This is a genomic window from Pseudolactococcus piscium (assembly GCF_002441695.1).
GTDB lineage: Bacteria > Bacillota > Bacilli > Lactobacillales > Streptococcaceae > Pseudolactococcus > Pseudolactococcus piscium.
The window spans coordinates 1-15,075 of the sequence record NZ_JXJW01000016.1; the positions used below are offsets into that span (position 1 = coordinate 1).

The 15,075-nt window shown below is 34.0% G+C and carries 17 protein-coding genes; all 17 read right to left on the bottom strand.

The features are described 5' to 3' along the window. A partial coding sequence (locus tag RU86_RS08285; protein WP_096814891.1) for an ATP-binding protein occupies window positions 1-1,955 on the bottom strand: 1,955 nt, incomplete at its 3' end. Window positions 1,956-1,959: 4 nt separating this feature from the next. Continuing rightward, on the bottom strand, window positions 1,960-2,334 hold the full coding sequence (locus RU86_RS08290; protein ID WP_031367045.1) for a hypothetical protein: 375 nt from the start codon (window positions 2,332-2,334) through the stop codon (window positions 1,960-1,962). 1 nt (window position 2,335) lies between these two features. Then, on the bottom strand, window positions 2,336-2,566 hold the full coding sequence (locus RU86_RS08295) for a hypothetical protein (protein WP_061775292.1): 231 nt from the start codon (window positions 2,564-2,566) through the stop codon (window positions 2,336-2,338). Window position 2,567: 1 nt separating this feature from the next. Continuing rightward, a complete protein-coding gene (locus RU86_RS08300; protein WP_096814892.1) occupies window positions 2,568-3,785 on the bottom strand; it encodes a conjugal transfer protein in 1,218 nt (405 codons plus the stop codon). Beyond that, entirely contained in the window at window positions 3,778-4,128 is a 351-nt protein-coding gene (locus RU86_RS12500) for a helix-turn-helix domain-containing protein (RefSeq protein ID WP_096814893.1), read from the bottom strand. The genes RU86_RS08300 and RU86_RS12500 overlap by 8 nt, the downstream gene beginning before the upstream one ends. A gap of 69 nt (window positions 4,129-4,197) precedes the next feature. Then, complete coding sequence (locus RU86_RS08310) at window positions 4,198-7,149, bottom strand: prealbumin-like fold domain-containing protein (RefSeq protein WP_096814894.1); 2,952 nt, start codon at window positions 7,147-7,149, stop codon at window positions 4,198-4,200. A 131-nt stretch (window positions 7,150-7,280) separates the two neighbouring features. Continuing rightward, window positions 7,281-7,904 (bottom strand): hypothetical protein, encoded by a 624-nt coding sequence (locus RU86_RS08315; protein WP_096814895.1) that lies wholly within the window; start codon window positions 7,902-7,904, stop codon window positions 7,281-7,283. 215 nt (window positions 7,905-8,119) lie between these two features. Beyond that, window positions 8,120-8,434: a helix-turn-helix domain-containing protein gene (locus RU86_RS08320; protein ID WP_245810505.1), complete on the bottom strand. Its 315-nt coding sequence runs from the start codon at window positions 8,432-8,434 to the stop codon at window positions 8,120-8,122. Between the two features lies 1 nt (window position 8,435). After that, window positions 8,436-9,491, bottom strand: a complete 1,056-nt coding sequence (locus RU86_RS12355) for a toll/interleukin-1 receptor domain-containing protein (protein WP_245810506.1) — start codon at window positions 9,489-9,491, stop codon at window positions 8,436-8,438. Window positions 9,492-9,545: 54 nt separating this feature from the next. Next, window positions 9,546-10,043 (bottom strand): hypothetical protein, encoded by a 498-nt coding sequence (locus tag RU86_RS08330; RefSeq protein ID WP_096814896.1) that lies wholly within the window; start codon window positions 10,041-10,043, stop codon window positions 9,546-9,548. 45 nt (window positions 10,044-10,088) lie between these two features. Then, a complete protein-coding gene (locus RU86_RS08335) occupies window positions 10,089-10,373 on the bottom strand; it encodes a hypothetical protein (protein WP_003139569.1) in 285 nt (94 codons plus the stop codon). A gap of 82 nt (window positions 10,374-10,455) precedes the next feature. Then, entirely contained in the window at window positions 10,456-10,770 is a 315-nt protein-coding gene (locus RU86_RS08340; protein ID WP_245325884.1) for a hypothetical protein, read from the bottom strand. Continuing rightward, window positions 10,763-12,025, bottom strand: coding sequence for a replication initiation factor domain-containing protein (locus tag RU86_RS08345; RefSeq protein WP_096814898.1), 1,263 nt, complete (start codon window positions 12,023-12,025; stop codon window positions 10,763-10,765). The genes RU86_RS08340 and RU86_RS08345 overlap by 8 nt, the downstream gene beginning before the upstream one ends. Then, a complete protein-coding gene (locus tag RU86_RS08350; RefSeq protein ID WP_096814899.1) occupies window positions 12,003-12,203 on the bottom strand; it encodes a hypothetical protein in 201 nt (66 codons plus the stop codon). The genes RU86_RS08345 and RU86_RS08350 overlap by 23 nt, the downstream gene beginning before the upstream one ends. Before the next feature lie 303 nt (window positions 12,204-12,506). Further along, entirely contained in the window at window positions 12,507-14,096 is a 1,590-nt protein-coding gene (locus RU86_RS12110; protein ID WP_179296252.1) for an FtsK/SpoIIIE domain-containing protein, read from the bottom strand. Between the two features lie 28 nt (window positions 14,097-14,124). Beyond that, window positions 14,125-14,655 carry a DUF961 family protein gene (locus RU86_RS08360; protein ID WP_096814900.1) on the bottom strand — a complete coding sequence of 177 codons (531 nt, stop codon included), beginning with the start codon at window positions 14,653-14,655 and terminating at the stop codon, window positions 14,125-14,127. Next, entirely contained in the window at window positions 14,655-14,966 is a 312-nt protein-coding gene (locus RU86_RS08365) for a hypothetical protein (RefSeq protein WP_031367055.1), read from the bottom strand. Before RU86_RS08365 ends, RU86_RS08360 begins: the two co-directional genes overlap by 1 nt. Window positions 14,967-15,075: the final 109 nt, after the last annotated feature.

Below are 15,075 nucleotides of genomic sequence, written 5' to 3' on the forward strand. Positions count from 1 at the left end.
TTTGACATACTGATTGCTTCATTTTGACCATTAGAGAAACAAAGAGATAGAGTAGAATTGCTAATTTTTTCAAGTAGTAACTCAGCAGTAATTCTCACTCTGTCAGTATCACTCTTAGTGAGGGCTTCCATGATATTTTTAGTACCGACTTTTTCGCCATTTTCACGCAAGACTAGATATTTTTCAATCATTTGTAACAATTCTTTTTCAAATTGTTCATTTTGTTTCAAGTCGTAAAACTCGCCAATCATAGAAATAATCAAGTTTTTAGCTTCTTGTCCTGTCAAGAATACTAATGGGTCAAGGACACCATGATTTTCAGAATTTCTAGCGTCAATGGTCACAAAATTAATCTGTTTGATATAGTCACAAATTTCAGGATAAATACCTTGACTTTCATAATCATGTAAAACTTTCATGAATTGTTTTCTAACTTCTGCTTTGGGGTCAAAGTAAAGCAATTTTGTTTTCAAAATACTATTCATGACAAACATTTGCTTAACAAAGAATGATTTTCCCATGCCCATTTGACCTGTTACTTTTACAAGACCGTCAAAGCTAATTTTACCCTCGACATCTAACTTATTAGCTTGTAACAGATTATAATAGACAAGATTTCTTGAATTCTGGAGTGCTTCTTTATAACCACCAGACCAACGGTCATATCTTGAATCCACTCTACCCATATACAAGCCAACATCAGAACCTACTTTTTGACCAGTAAAAAACAGACTTTCTGCGAAGCCTGCCATTGTGGTTGTCTGTAAGTATCTGCGTTCATTCTCAAATAAAGGCTCAGTCAATCTATGTTTATAAAAGAGATAAATTTGGTCATCTTTAGCACGTGCTAACTCAATGTTAGCTTTTTTGAAATTCCGCATGACAATTTTTATTTTTTCTTGTAAGCGGTCATAATCATCATCATAGACAAAAATTGATTGAAGATAAGAGATAATTGTTTCGCCACGGTTTGATTTTTTTACTAAATCTTCTGAAAGGGCTTCTGCTTGTCCGATTTCATCACGAACAATACCATTTCTCATAGCAATATCTTCATTTGTTTTTTTATGTTTTTGCTTAGCACGATTGGCACGTTGTTGCATTGAATTAAAGCCATTCTTCTTAGCAAAGATAACCTTTGTTTGTACCTCTGTATCAAAACCTAGTAATCTCCGTCTTTCGATAAAGTGATTATAAGATAAGTTTGACGGTGGTATGGCAATCGGCAATATAGCTAAGTAAGTTGTTTGCGCACCGTCACTTAAAGTTAAAATACCATAATTTTCAAAACTAACACCAGCACTGCCAAAATTATCAATGTTATTTTCAATTTGAATAATTTCAAGTTCTTTATCAACCGACATACCACGTAAATAGTGATTATTATTGACGAAAATTGTCTGGTCTTGTTTTGGCATATAACCGTTGAGTGGCAACAGTGTTTGATAAATTTCATGATTGAGTTCTTCAAATCGTTCATACCAATCTTCATCAAAAGTAACATCAGAACCAATTGTTGCCATTACTCTATTTGAAAAATCAGTAATAGCTGTTTTAAGACCGTCTTTAAAATCAAGTGATACATGATTATTTCTAAGCGGTATAGTTAAAAAGAATCTATCCTGAGAAGTTTCGCCAATTTGTTTTTTAAGCTCCTCAGCTTGCCTTTTCATAAGATACAAGCCAACTGGTTTAGTATCTTCTGCTAAGTCCTGCTCCAAAAACTTATAATTATGTGTTGCTTCTGTAGAAAATGGAATCGTTGAGACTTCAAAGCCACCGAAAATTTCTAAATCAGATAAAGTATCAGCTACCAATTCCTTAAATTCATTTTTCAGTGTAATATCTACTGTATTAACAATCGTTTCAGGAATTTCGTACATTGCATAGACATCAAGATTTGACCGTAACATCAAATTACCGTGAAAAGCAACAATCCCATTTCTTTTATTCAAATTTCTAACTCCTTATTTTCTTTATAAGATTACCTTGTGATAGGTAATGTGTGTTTTTTCTTCTACCGTAAATCAACCAATACATGATTTTATCAAACAAATATCTATGAAAGAATTTACCGTCAATCTTTAAATCAGCCACAGGGTCAGCAAAGTTCCAAGCAATTAAAGCCGAAAATATAAATGCCCAATATACTGAAAAGAAAAACAATACTTTCCAAAAGAATAGCATTGACAAAGTAAACTCTAAAATCAAATAGAAAGCCCATGATAATTTCTTTTCGCCAACCAAAGGTATTGGCGGTAGATATGAGGGCGCTTCTAATGATAATTGGTATGAAAATGTATCTCTATCAGGGTATCTCTCTTTATCTTCCATATTACAAAGAACCAGAAATACTGTTAATTACTTTACCGATTCCAGAAATTACAGAACTAATCACTACTTTCCATGCTTCAAATGTTGTTGGACTTAGAATACTAGATACCGTAAGTCCTATTAAGCCAGTCATTAATGCGTTTGTCTTATCGCCTTTCGCAAAGGCTTTCAAAGCACCGATACCAGCACCGATTAGAATAAGTAATGCGACAGCGTTTAAAATATTTGTCATTTTATTTTTCCTTTTCTTCTTTAAAATAATCTTGTGAGACACCATGATTTAATGTTTTGACAAACCAAGTATCCCCATTTTTCTTAATTGACAACTCAAAATTTTCTTTATGAATTGAATTGAGACTGTCTTTGAAAGAGACTGTTACAACAGCAGTTGTTGTACCAGAAGCACCTTTAGTATAATAAGTGTAAAGTAACTTATCAAACTTATAGCCTTTAATACCGACAATATCAGCACTCATAGTGGCAAGTGTTTTATCATCAGTTGTATAAGCTGTGAAAAAGGCTTCTAAGAACGTGCCAAACTCTTTAACTTCACTTTCTGTATAGTCTTGTGTTTGTTTTGTCAGACCTTGTTTTTTAACATTATTACCTTGTAACTCGCTTAGGGCAGTCACGAAAGGTGTATCTGACACATAAAATCTGTCAGCTTTACTAGCAAACGGAATGTTAAATTCTACAGACCTATCAAGAAATTTACTGTTTTTATCTTCTGAATTTTCTTTTACTTGGTAATTGACAACATATGTAGCTAAATTGTTTTCAATTTTAAGTAAAGTACTTGATACTAATTTCATATCACTTTTATTTTCAGGTAGATAAGTCATATTGACATTATCGCCAAAATACTCAGTTAATTTTTTTGAATAATCGCCAGTATTTTGTGACGAGTAGTTAAAATAACTATTAATAAAGCTAGTCATATAAACATTGACTTTATTGTCTGTTTCACTCAATATACGCTTATCAGATACAACTGAGACAGTTGGTTTAGATAAGGCTTTTGACCGTGACATAATGGATAAAGTTGTTGCACCAACTGATAAGCTCAATAATAAGCCAATTGTGCCATAGACAATGACTTTACTTTTGAAAGTACCAGAACCTTTAAGTGTGAATTTTTTCTTGGGCTTATTGATGAAAGTAACAGTTTTCTTGTTTTTCTTATCATCTTTAGGCGCAAACAATTCATCTTTCTTAGTTCTGAGTTTTTTCAGTAAACCTTTGTCTTTTTTCTCAGGCACTTTTTCAGGCTTGTTTTGTTTTTCATCATACCGTGCAATGAGTTGTTTAGCTTCTGATAAAGTAAATAAATCATCAGGTTTGACCTCGCCAAACTCTAACTCTTTAGCAACTATAATTAAATCACTTACTCTGATTTTCATTTCATGCGCAATATCACTTAATTCATAGTAGAGTTCTTCTTGTTCACTCAAATTTTTCACTCCTTACCATATTATTTATTTTTTCTTGAAATGATAAAATTTCAGGTATTGCATTTCTAGCTTCTAAAATTACAGTCGCTTTCTTGACATACTCATCAATAGTATCATGACCTATTTCTAGTTGAATTTCTAACTCAGTACCAAATAATTGAGTAGCAGTAGCATTAAAATAGCGAGCTATCTTATCCAAGTTTGAAAAAGTTGGATAAACTTTTTGATTTTCATAATCTGAGATAGATTGTTTACCTATATCCAAATCATTTGCCAGTTCCAATTGACTAATATTTTTCATTTGTCGTAATCGAGTTAAATTTCTACTGAAATTTTCTATCATGCTTTACCTTTTCTATTGGGCTTCGCACCCCATTTGCACACTCAGCTAGTTGTGGTTTAGTCTTGATTTTTATTTTTTGATTTTGGACTTGATAGCACCTAGTGCTTTTGCGATTTCTTTATGTTTCAAGAAAGCAATGACCGCAACAATCACAGCACCAATAAGACCTACAAGTGTTGCTTTAGCTTCCCCAGTCATAGGCAGACTAGGTTTAGCAGGTGTAGGAGTTTCTGGAATTTTAGGTTTAGCAGGTGTCTTAGGTTTTTCGCCATACCATTTATCCTTATCGCCAACATCTTTACCAGAAATAGCACCCTTAGCTGAGACAGTCGCTTCATCAGCGTGTGTTTCGCTATCAGCTAGTTTATCAAGCGTACCAGTGGCTTCAATATAATCATCTACAGGCAATTCAAGTAGTTTACCGTCAAGTTCAAACTCGCCGTCTTGATTGATAATAAGCGCCTTGCCTTGATAAGTCCACTTAATATCTTTCACATCTTGTTTGCCCTCAATGGTTTTATCCGTCAATTTGATATGCGTGAGTGTTTCAGAGCCATTGTTTGTGACACGGAAGTTGATAGCTTGGGCTTTATCAGTCAATTTAACAGCAGTATCTTTCGTATCAGCGTCTCCCTTGCCCAAGTTATTATCTTTATCCGAATTGTTACCTTGACCTGCTTGTGGAATTTTTTCATTTGATTTTTCAATATCAATAGACGGTGTTTCAGGTGGTGTTGGTACATCTTTGTCTGTCAAATTGATTTTTGATAGACTAATGAACGGTACATCACTAGACACACTACCTGCCACAGTACCTTTGATATTTTCATTCTTACCGTCCGTATTATCACTTTGTGAGAATGTTCGTGTAGAGAATGGTTTTGAGAAGTCCTCATGATAACTTGCGGAAATTGTGATAATATCCGTTTCAGGGTCAGTCGTCATATGGATATAGATAGGCTTGATTAAGTCATAACCTTTAGGCGCAGTTGCTTCATCTTCTGTTAGCTTCCAATCGCCATAGACGAGTTCAACATTTGCGTAACCGTCCTCATCATCTTTAATACCAGTTGTGATTGTTTGTGTATCAGCTTTGGTGTCATTGATAGGTGTGAGGTTAAACTTAATATCATTGAAGCCACTTTCAGCACTTTCGCCTGAAATTTCAACTTTCTTTTGAATTGAAATTTTTGCTTTAATCACTTGTTCAAGTGACTTAGATTGAGGTGTGATGATATTTTGGGTTTTATCATCCTTTTTCTTAATCTCAAATTTATGTGCTTCTTTATCAGAAGCATAGCCAATAGGTGCGTTGATTTCTTCCCAAGCATATTCTCCACTTGCTAAGTTACCAACATAAGCATTGAACTTAGTACCGTCAATACGAACAACGATATTATCGCCATGAGAAACTTTCTTACCACCAATGACTGATTCAGTTACTTTTTCGCCTGAAATGAGTTTTGCTTTTGGATTGTCAGACCATTTGACAGTATCGCCTTTCTTGTGAGGGCTAGAGCCAGTGCTATCATCTAAATAGACAAGTTTATACTCAGCACCTTTTAGTTCGGCTTTACCTTGGCTTTCTGCCTTTCCAGTATCTTTATCAAGTTTCAAGAGTTCATTTTCGCCCTTAATTTCTTGGTTGTCGCCAGAGACTTCATTATAGCCCTTGGCAGTTTTAGCATTTTGTTTAACTTCAATCGTTTGTTCCTTGAATGAGTTAATAAAGCCATTAGATGAAATAGTCTCTTTTACACCATACATACCGATAGGCAAGCCTTTGAAAAATGCTTTCCCTTTTTCGTCAGAAACAGCAGTATAGACCTTACCAGTCTTTTTGTTTGTAGCAGTAAAGGTATTGCCTTTAAGCGTGTAATTACCATTCCACATGTTAGCGCCAGATTCAACACCAGTTTTGTTGACCTGTAAATCGCCTGTCACGTTCAGTTTGAAAGGCAAATATCCAAACAACGCCCAGACAATATCCATGTGGTCGCCCTTACCGTCTAAGTAGGTAAAGTCAACTAATGAACTATTAAAGTGCTTTAAGACCACATATGAGTTAGAGGTCAAGAGTGGAGAATCTGTAATAACAGCGCCATTATTATTAGAGCGTAGACCATTGCCTGAGACTGAAAGAGCAGTATCAGGGCTGACAATGTAGCCCAAAGCACCGTTAGCGCCTACCTCAGCTAGTTGGTTAGCGTCTACATCAGAAACTTTCATAGCAACTAACAACTCATTGTTAGGAATTTCTTGACCGTTGTCAGAACGAACTAACGAGACAGTCGTACGGACTTTATTAATAAAGCCAACCATTGAACCGTCACCAATTGCACCACCAGCGCCACCGCCATTTTCAGATTGACCGCCACCAGTATTAGTACCAGAAACAGGTGTGACAGCACCAAAGGTTAAAGTGCCTCCCTCGTTACGAACACCAAAGATTAAATCTTGGTTAGTTTGTCCGTCATTGCCATGTTCAAAGCCATTGTTTACTACATTTAAGTTAACTTTAATTTTTTCGCCAGTTGTAGTGTCTGTAATTGTACCAACATTTTTAATCAAAAAACCTTGGTTTAAGTCAACATGAATAGCTAAATCTGATTTTTGAAAACCGTCTTGACCTAATGGAAACGTTGCACCAGTCCCAAAGGTTGAAAGAGCTTGACCGTTGTAGAGCATTGTATCAGCTTGCCAACCGATATTATCAGCTACATACTTAGCACCGTCTAAATTTGCACTAGCAAGTAGACCGTCTACCGTACCTTGGAAACTAGCAGATGTCATATCATTGGACTGTGCCTTGACAATAGGTTGTCCGTTGACTGTACCAATTTGTGTGGCATTTACAACATCAGCTAAGACAAAAGTTTGTGGAAATTCAACATGAGAAACTTGGCTTAATGCAAAACCACCACCTACCAATAAGGCTAGAGCAGTAGCACTGTATAACCATTTCTTTCCTGACTTCCATTGACGAAAACGTGACTGCTTTACTTTTTTATCTTTATTCAAAAAAAGTACCTTCTTTCTAAAAATTTTTTTCAATAAAAAAAAGAAAGCCAAAAGACTTTCTGATAACTTAGTTTTCGGACTTTTCGGTCAAGGTTTTATAAAAGAAAAAGAACCTTTAAAAGTTCTTGGTTTTAATCATAAGCACCAGCCATTAATGACTTATCATAATTTCCTTGGCTTGCATTGTATTCGTCACGGTCACGACCTGCTTGTGACCAATCCACTTGATAAGAGGGTTGGCTAGGTGCAGACTGTGCAGGTGCTGTGTATGACGGTGTAGCGGGTGTTTGTTGGGCAGGTGCAGTATAAGTGGCTTGGGCTTGTTCAGTAGCCTGTACTTGCGCCTGAGACTGTTCAGCAACCGCTTGGGCTTGTGCCTGTTCAGCTTGTTGTGTTGCGACCGCTTGCGCTTGTTCAGCTTGTGCCTTTGCTTGAACTTGGGCTTGTTTATCAGCTTCTGCTTTAGCCTTGGCTTCACTTTCAGCTTTTAGTTTAGCTTGTTTGTCAGCTTCTGTCTTGGCTTTAGCTTCTTTATCAGCTTTAATTTTGGCTTCCTTGTCAGCTTTTAAATGCTTTTCAAGGTTTGCTTTTTTATTAGCCTTGACGATTTTATCGTTGCTATCAGCTAAAACTTTTTCATTATGACGATTGACCGCAAGACCAGTACCACCGCCTAGCAATAACAAAATAATTGCACCAGTTGCAACTCTTTGTTTTAAAGTCGTTTTTTTGATTTTTTCTACTAAATTTTTCATAATTTTTATCCGTATTCTAAGCAATAATTGCTATTTACCTATGCCTTATTATACCATATATACCAAGGGTTTACAAGGTTTTTGGCGGTTCTGTTTTTACAATTTTTCACTCCCTCACTCCATATCTAAATACCAACTAAATATTCAAGTGTTTTTAACTCAGAATTTGTAAAATCGTAACTTTCATGATTATCAATTTCAATATTTGGTAAAGTCTAAACTTCTTTTTCTTTGTCTCTTTTAAAAAAACTAAACATTATACTTCTCTCTCCTTTAATATTAGTCACTCCTAATAAATAATCAGTTGAGACTTCTAAGTATTTTGCAAGCAATATTAATTTCTTAAAATTAGGCTCACGCGTTCCTGTTTCCCAATGTGTATAGCTCCCTTGTCTAACACCAAGCATTTCAGCTAATTCTCTTTGTAAAAAGCCTTTTTCTTTGCGTGCTTTTTTCAATCTTTCAGAAAATAAAGTCATAACAAACCTTTCTTTTTGGGCTAAAAAAAACACAAACTTCAACATTTGCATTCTATTTTGCTATTTTATTCCGAACTATTTGAACCAACTCCTCAATAGTTTGAACTTGATTATTGAAATATTTATAATCAGATAAACCAACAAACAAATCTTCTAAGTCGACACTGTCCAATTTTATAATCAACCAAGGTTTCGAATTGTTTTGAGCATAAATAATTTTTCTCAAAAAAGTTTTCAATTCATGTTTTGCAAATAATGATGTTTTAGTATTTTCACTCAAAAAGATAATCGGGATATCACATTCTCTTATTCCCGAATCCACTTTTTCAGTGATACTATCGCCATAATCTATTTCTTTATAGTCAACCCAAAAATTCAAACCTTTATCTTCTAATTTTTTGATAGTTTCGTATACAACATCACTATCTTTATGAGAATATGAAACGAAAACTTTTGATTTTCTATAATTCTGAAAATCATAATTTTGATTCGTCAAATCTGCTTCACTAGCATGTTTAAATATAGTAGAAAAATACCTCCTAATATCTTCCAAAGTCGCCCTTGGGGGCAGAGAAAAACTATTATGTTGTTTCCCGAATATACCCTTGATATATTCTTCTAAGCCATAACTTGTATCATTTTCCATACCATTCATACTTGCAATCTCTTTAATTAGCTCTGTATTTTTAGTCGTCCTTATTAAAATACCTGATTTTAATCGCCACGGAGTATTATCTGCATAGACTACAATCATGCCATCACTAGAGACAAGATTATTCAAATCATAAACAACTTCAATCATATTGTCGTATTTCTCATACGGAAAAACAAAGTTAAATTCATACATATCTTCTCGAAGCTCCATAACTAAAATTGATTTATTTTCATAATCCAATTTTAGCATAACCTTGCTTCTTTTTACATATTCAAAATACAGTTCTATTTCCGTTTTTAACAGACCTAGCATTCTTGTGATAATATATTTTTCGACTACTTGTTCAAACAACTCCGAGAATGAGATGACGTAACGTAACTTAGTGAAATTATGACTATATTTATTTAAACAGTTGTTTAAATATTCATCTGTAAATATATCGTCTATGCCCATTTGTAACATCTCCTTATATAAGAACGCAAACTTCGACATTTGCGCCCCTGAAATTTAAAAAAGACCTAAGTCTTTTACATACATATCAATTTGTGACTGGTAATCTGTTTCAGAATAAGTCTCAAAGTTACCGTAACCATTGAAACCGATATAATCATCATTCCAGCCTTTGATATTACCAAAATAAACTGCACGTGCGACATCATAAACTGACATACCTGTTTCTTCAAAAAATTCTTCTGTAAATTCGTAAATTTCTAAGTCAATTTCATAATATTCAGTTGACTCAATTTCACGTAATTTATCAATTAAAGATGAAACATCATATTCTCCACTCCACAGTCCAGAAACATTGTCTATATCAAACACACCAAGTTCTAATTCAGGCTGTTCGATAGGATTGTATTTCTCTAAATACTCAGCTTCAATTTTTTCATAACTAGAATAAATAAGCTCCTCAACAGTAAACCACCGACCTTTTGAAAAATTGTCAGGATAACTACCGATAAAGAATTTATCATCTTCAATCATTTCATAAACATTAATTTGCATTTTGTCCTCTTTCTATTGATTAAAATAATACCACCCACATTCAGATTAACTCGCTACATCATTTGCCTTACGTGCAAAAGCATAGGTACGTTGACTGAATTTTTTGTGTTGTTCATTAAGAGAATAATAGGACTTGATAACACCCTCCAAAGCGCTGTATTCAGCCCCATTTAAATTTTCAGCTTGTTCTTTCAAAATACTATTTAGCTGTCCTGCAATCGTCCACGCTTCATCAAAATTGTGTTTTTCTACCAGCTCCCCTAAAGTACTAATCAACTGTTTAGTTTTTTTAGGGTCAATTTTTGGATATTCTTGTGTTGCATTTGCCATAGGTTATACCTCTTTTCTTTTATTAAAAGTTAGTTTATTTAAAAGTTCAATACCCGCCCAATCATTATTTTAATCACTCTTTTTAAAGTAATTTATCATATTCAATATTTAATCTTTTAAGTTCCTGTAATTTCTCCTCTCTAGTCCAACCAAAATACATCATTTCAAAACCATGCCAGCGCCAATCTTTCATTAGGTAATGATGATGAGACAGAACATCAATTTTTATACGCATAATTTGACACGCTTCACTATTGATATTTTTCATCATGATTTTTCTTTTTGCTTCATAAGTGCCACGAAATCTTTGAGTACTCACTTTTAAGGACGCTTCAATCAATCGTCTTTCACGTGCTTCATTGATTTTTTCAATTTCAGAAAATGTTAAATCAGTCATATTCAAGTTCACTCATTTCATGAAAGTTGTCATAAAATGCCCTTTCCTTTTTCTGTTTAACAATAGAATCTACTAAATTCTGATTTTTTTCATCAAGTTCTTTTTCGTGAAATAAGTCCATTGTCTTTTGAGAACCAGTCAATCTATCAATCTCCAAGTTTCTTTTCAAAGAAGCAAAAACAGATGAATCAAGCCATTTTAATGTTCGGTCATAACTGACTTCCCTAGGTTTATTGACAAAGCCATAACTTTTATCTGAACCAAAAACATCTAACCATTCAATATCCCAATTACCTTTATCGTCCTTAATATCCAAGTAATGAGAGATAATTTGACCTGCTAAATTTTGTAGTGGAATATCGTTATACCAGAAATCAAAAATGACTTGTGTCGCTTTATCGCCAAATAACCTAATTTCATAACGATTTTTATAACCGTACAGCTCATGAATTTCATCAAGATATAAGTTTCGAGCCATAGACTGCTCTTTATCTTTTTCATAGAAATTGATATAGATTGATTTACTTTTACGTGAACCAAAATACAACGATAAGCCAGTAGAGATAAACTCTCCGTCTCGATATAAGAAACTTTCATTTGAAGAAAACTGCCTGAAAGGTGTTTGAATTTGACCTGCCAACATTTTGTCATAAAGTTTACGTAAGTCATAGTTACCTTTTTTTGAGTACATTTCATCAGTCGCTAAATCAAGACGAGTAAATTTTAAGTAATCATCTAAATCTTCAAAATCAGTTACCTGTTTTTTCTTCATAGAAAAATGGAAACAATCTTGAAAAAACTGTTTCCATGTTCTATTTTGGTCTTTGAGTTCCTGTTCAAACTCACGACAACCACCACCATTAAACTCAACAAGTGTACCCATATCAATATTTTCACTATGTCGTAAAATACGTATACTACCATAAGACATACTCATGTTGTAGTTGTGCATACTTGATACATCAATATTGAATAAGTTACTATCCATGAGGAGTAAATCTTCAATCACTTCAAACCACTTCAAAGTTTTAAGTCTAATTCTTAGATAGTCAACACTTGTTTCAAGTTCATATTTTGAGTTATAACTCAGATAGTCAAGTAGAACTTGCTTCTTTTTAGAGCTTAATGTTTTTTTACCAGAAAGCACATTAGAAATAAATACTTGTGAAACACCAACGATTTTACCAACGTCTTTTTGAGATAAAAGGTAGTTTTTCATGATACCTTTTAAATCAAAATTTTCGTCTATCGTCATGTTTCAAATATTCCTGTTCTGTAATTTCTTTTATCTGATAGCGTGCTAAAGAAAAATTATTACCACAATAGTGTGTACTAATATCACTTTCGACTTCCATTAAGCTATTAGCGCTAATCACGTATGCTTCATCAAAAACACTCATCTCGCCTTTTACAACAACCGCATAATATTTCATTTTAAATCTCTTTTCTAATTTTTTCTTGATTTCAATATAACCAATCAAGCTTACCTAGAGGCCTTTAAATAAAGAGTTTGTTAAGTTGGTTATATTGTTACACCCCGTATTACAATTCGGGGTGTAAGCTGTTTTGCCTATGCCCTTGCGGGCATAGGCAAAGGTCTTGTAACTGCGTAACAAGACCGTAAAAACCGCACTCAATACGCTTCCGCCTTTCGGCTCCGCTTTTCGCCACGTCTTTTACGGTCTCGTTCCACAGACAAGTCCACCGCTCAAAGGTTTTTCTTTTTGATTGTTTCATCATAATATCGCTTCACTAATAGCTTCTTGGTAAGTTTTACCAGACTTTCTATAGTCAACCGCCCTTTCAAACATAATCAAATCAGTAGTACTATAAGTTTTATCAAATTCTTGACCAGCAGTCTCAAACTCGGACTTATATTTTTTAAACACACGATAATCAATCGCTAACTCCTCAGACAGTTCTTGACCTGTATAAGTTTTAGCTACTGTTACTTGTTTATCAAATTCAAGTTCAAGTCTTTCTAAAGTTTCAAACTCATCATAATATTCCCATTCCTCAGGTTTAGGCATTAAGGGAGAGAAGAACTCTCTAGCAGGATTGCCAAATACACCATAATAACCACGACCATAAACACGTTCCCCATTAATTTGTTCAATATACTTAAAGTATTTATTTTTGTTTTCCTCGCCATAAATCACTTCATAAGAATATTGAGATAAACGACCAACTGAAACACGTGTCATGATATTATCTTTGAGAGTAGAAGGCAAATCATCAGCTTTTACATTCTGAGTTGCGATAATCGCAAAAAAGCCAGCTTGACGACCTTTTAAGATAACTTGCTTTAAAGCACCCATAACAATTTCAGCTTCTGGTACTAACTCTCTTTGTTCAAGCATACTTGCACGAAATGAAGGAAACTCATCAATTATCAAGAACGCAGGTTTCAAATCATACGACTGAAAATTGCCCAATTCTTTTTCGTTTCTATCTTTCTTGAACTGACGCATTGTGGCATATCTGATTTCCATGTTTTCTTTGAATTGCTTGATTTTATTCATCATTTGAACTAAATCAATTTCAACTCTATCTTTTAAAACATCTAATTGACTATAAGATTCAAAGTCAGATTGCTTAGGGTCTAGTATTTCAACAACACCTACTCTAAGTAGTCCATTTAAGATAGAACGTAAAAATACGGTTTTACCACCACCTATACCACCTGCAACTAATAAATGCGGGTCATGCACATAATCCCAAAAAACATCTTCCATAAGCATGAGACCCTTGTCAACAACACGTACATCTTTAGCTGAGATACGTCCTAGGATAGTATCAGCAGAATAAACATAAGAGACAAAGCCCTTTTCATCTATCCTACCCATTAAGTCCGCTGAATAAGTTACCTCTAAAGCACCACCAATATTCAAAAACTTATCTTGAAATTGCCCACCACGTAATTCTAAAGTAACAATTATCGTGTACTTGTTTTGTTTAAGATAAACAGCAGGATACTTAATCTTATCTTTCTTATCCTTTCTCTTAATTGGATAAAATATCCGATTTTCTGTCAAGTGTCTCAGTAACAATCTTCGATTTTCTAACTTTTTGAAAAACCAAAATTTGATATGGAGTAGACGATAAAAAAAGAAAGTAGCTAAAGCACTTACTGCAATAAACAAAATAGTATAAACTATCAAAAGAATATAATTTGAAAGCAATTGTGGCAACAAAAGATAAGTCAAAAAACCAAATAGTAACAAAAAAGGTAAGAGCAAAACAATCACAATTATTTTTTGTAATGTTTTATCTTTCTTACCAATTTTTATACCCTTAAAATGGAAAATTTGTTTAATTAACTTCATTTAGCACCAACTTTCTAAAAATCAAAGATTATTTCTTTTGATTTTCTTCTTTTGGTTGTGGTGGTTGTGGTGCAGGAGTAGCAGACTGATTAGTTAATTTTTCTAACCCCTCAGCTGAAACCGTGAAAAAGTAGTCAGCTACTGTTTCTTGGCGAGTTCGACCATTTGCGGTAGTTACATCAACACGTTTTGTGCCAGTTTGTAATCGAGCAACAACTTTACCAGTCAGACGTACACGGTCATTAATATTGAATTTAGTGTCGTCAAAGTCTACTGGTACACGAATATCCATATTGTCTTTTTGGACTTCTGAATAAACCTGCACATACAAATGTTCAATTTCATGTGTATTTTCAACCTTTTGCAAGTTTTTATCAGGTTGTTCTTTATCCAGTTCGGCTTGACTGTTATAGATAGCACCAGTTTCAGTATCTTCATAATTAAACCGTTCAGAAGCAATCGTATCAAGATAAATCAAATCGCCATAGGTTTCTTTAACATCAACAGAATACCCTTTATTAAAGGTATCAAGACCGTATTTTTTCTTTGCTTTTGCCATTATTTCATCTCCTCTACACTATCCGCAAAAATCACTGCGGAATCTTTCAAACCAGCAATACCCTCATCAAACATAAAGCCACCAAGTTTAGGCTTAATGATTTTTACCTGTACTCGACTGTTAGGTACAAAACCTTTATTAGCAGGTACAACCACACGGAAATTAGGCTCATTTAAACCACTAGCACTGTAAACTAACAAGTCAGGTTGTGTCATAGTTTTTTTGACTTTAGTCGGGTTAGGATTGACCCAAATTTTCTTATCCTCGATAATTTCTTCCAGTTTTACTGAAAGTGTTTTTAATGCAGACATATGTTATCTCCTAAAAATAATCATTGTAATCAAAATTAAAAAAAACTGGAAGTACAGCATTTTGATTATAGTGACTTCACAACATAAACACAGTTTAAAGACTTGTTAG

What these genes read in the sequence shown, in the direction of transcription:
- RU86_RS08350 (WP_096814899.1), bottom strand. Translation starts at nt 12,203, where the DNA reads ATGAAATATTATGCGGTTGTTGTAAAAGGCGAGATGAGTGTTTTTGAT.
- RU86_RS08365 (WP_031367055.1), bottom strand. Translation starts at nt 14,966, where the DNA reads ATGTCTGCATTAAAAACACTTTCAGTAAAACTGGAAGAAATTATCGAG.
- RU86_RS08315 (WP_096814895.1), bottom strand. Translation starts at nt 7,904, where the DNA reads ATGAAAAATTTAGTAGAAAAAATCAAAAAAACGACTTTAAAACAAAGA.
- RU86_RS08330 (WP_096814896.1), bottom strand. Translation starts at nt 10,043, where the DNA reads ATGCAAATTAATGTTTATGAAATGATTGAAGATGATAAATTCTTTATC.
- RU86_RS08320 (WP_245810505.1), bottom strand. Translation starts at nt 8,434, where the DNA reads ATGCAAATGTTGAAGTTTGTGTTTTTTTTAGCCCAAAAAGAAAGGTTT.
- RU86_RS08345 (WP_096814898.1), bottom strand. Translation starts at nt 12,025, where the DNA reads ATGACGATAGACGAAAATTTTGATTTAAAAGGTATCATGAAAAACTAC.
- RU86_RS08340 (WP_245325884.1), bottom strand. Translation starts at nt 10,770, where the DNA reads ATGACTGATTTAACATTTTCTGAAATTGAAAAAATCAATGAAGCACGT.
- RU86_RS08290 (WP_031367045.1), bottom strand. Translation starts at nt 2,334, where the DNA reads ATGGAAGATAAAGAGAGATACCCTGATAGAGATACATTTTCATACCAA.
- RU86_RS08335 (WP_003139569.1), bottom strand. Translation starts at nt 10,373, where the DNA reads ATGGCAAATGCAACACAAGAATATCCAAAAATTGACCCTAAAAAAACT.
- RU86_RS08295 (WP_061775292.1), bottom strand. Translation starts at nt 2,566, where the DNA reads ATGACAAATATTTTAAACGCTGTCGCATTACTTATTCTAATCGGTGCT.
- RU86_RS08360 (WP_096814900.1), bottom strand. Translation starts at nt 14,655, where the DNA reads ATGGCAAAAGCAAAGAAAAAATACGGTCTTGATACCTTTAATAAAGGG.
- RU86_RS12500 (WP_096814893.1), bottom strand. Translation starts at nt 4,128, where the DNA reads ATGATAGAAAATTTCAGTAGAAATTTAACTCGATTACGACAAATGAAA.
- RU86_RS12110 (WP_179296252.1), bottom strand. Translation starts at nt 14,096, where the DNA reads ATGAAGTTAATTAAACAAATTTTCCATTTTAAGGGTATAAAAATTGGT.
- RU86_RS12355 (WP_245810506.1), bottom strand. Translation starts at nt 9,491, where the DNA reads ATGGGCATAGACGATATATTTACAGATGAATATTTAAACAACTGTTTA.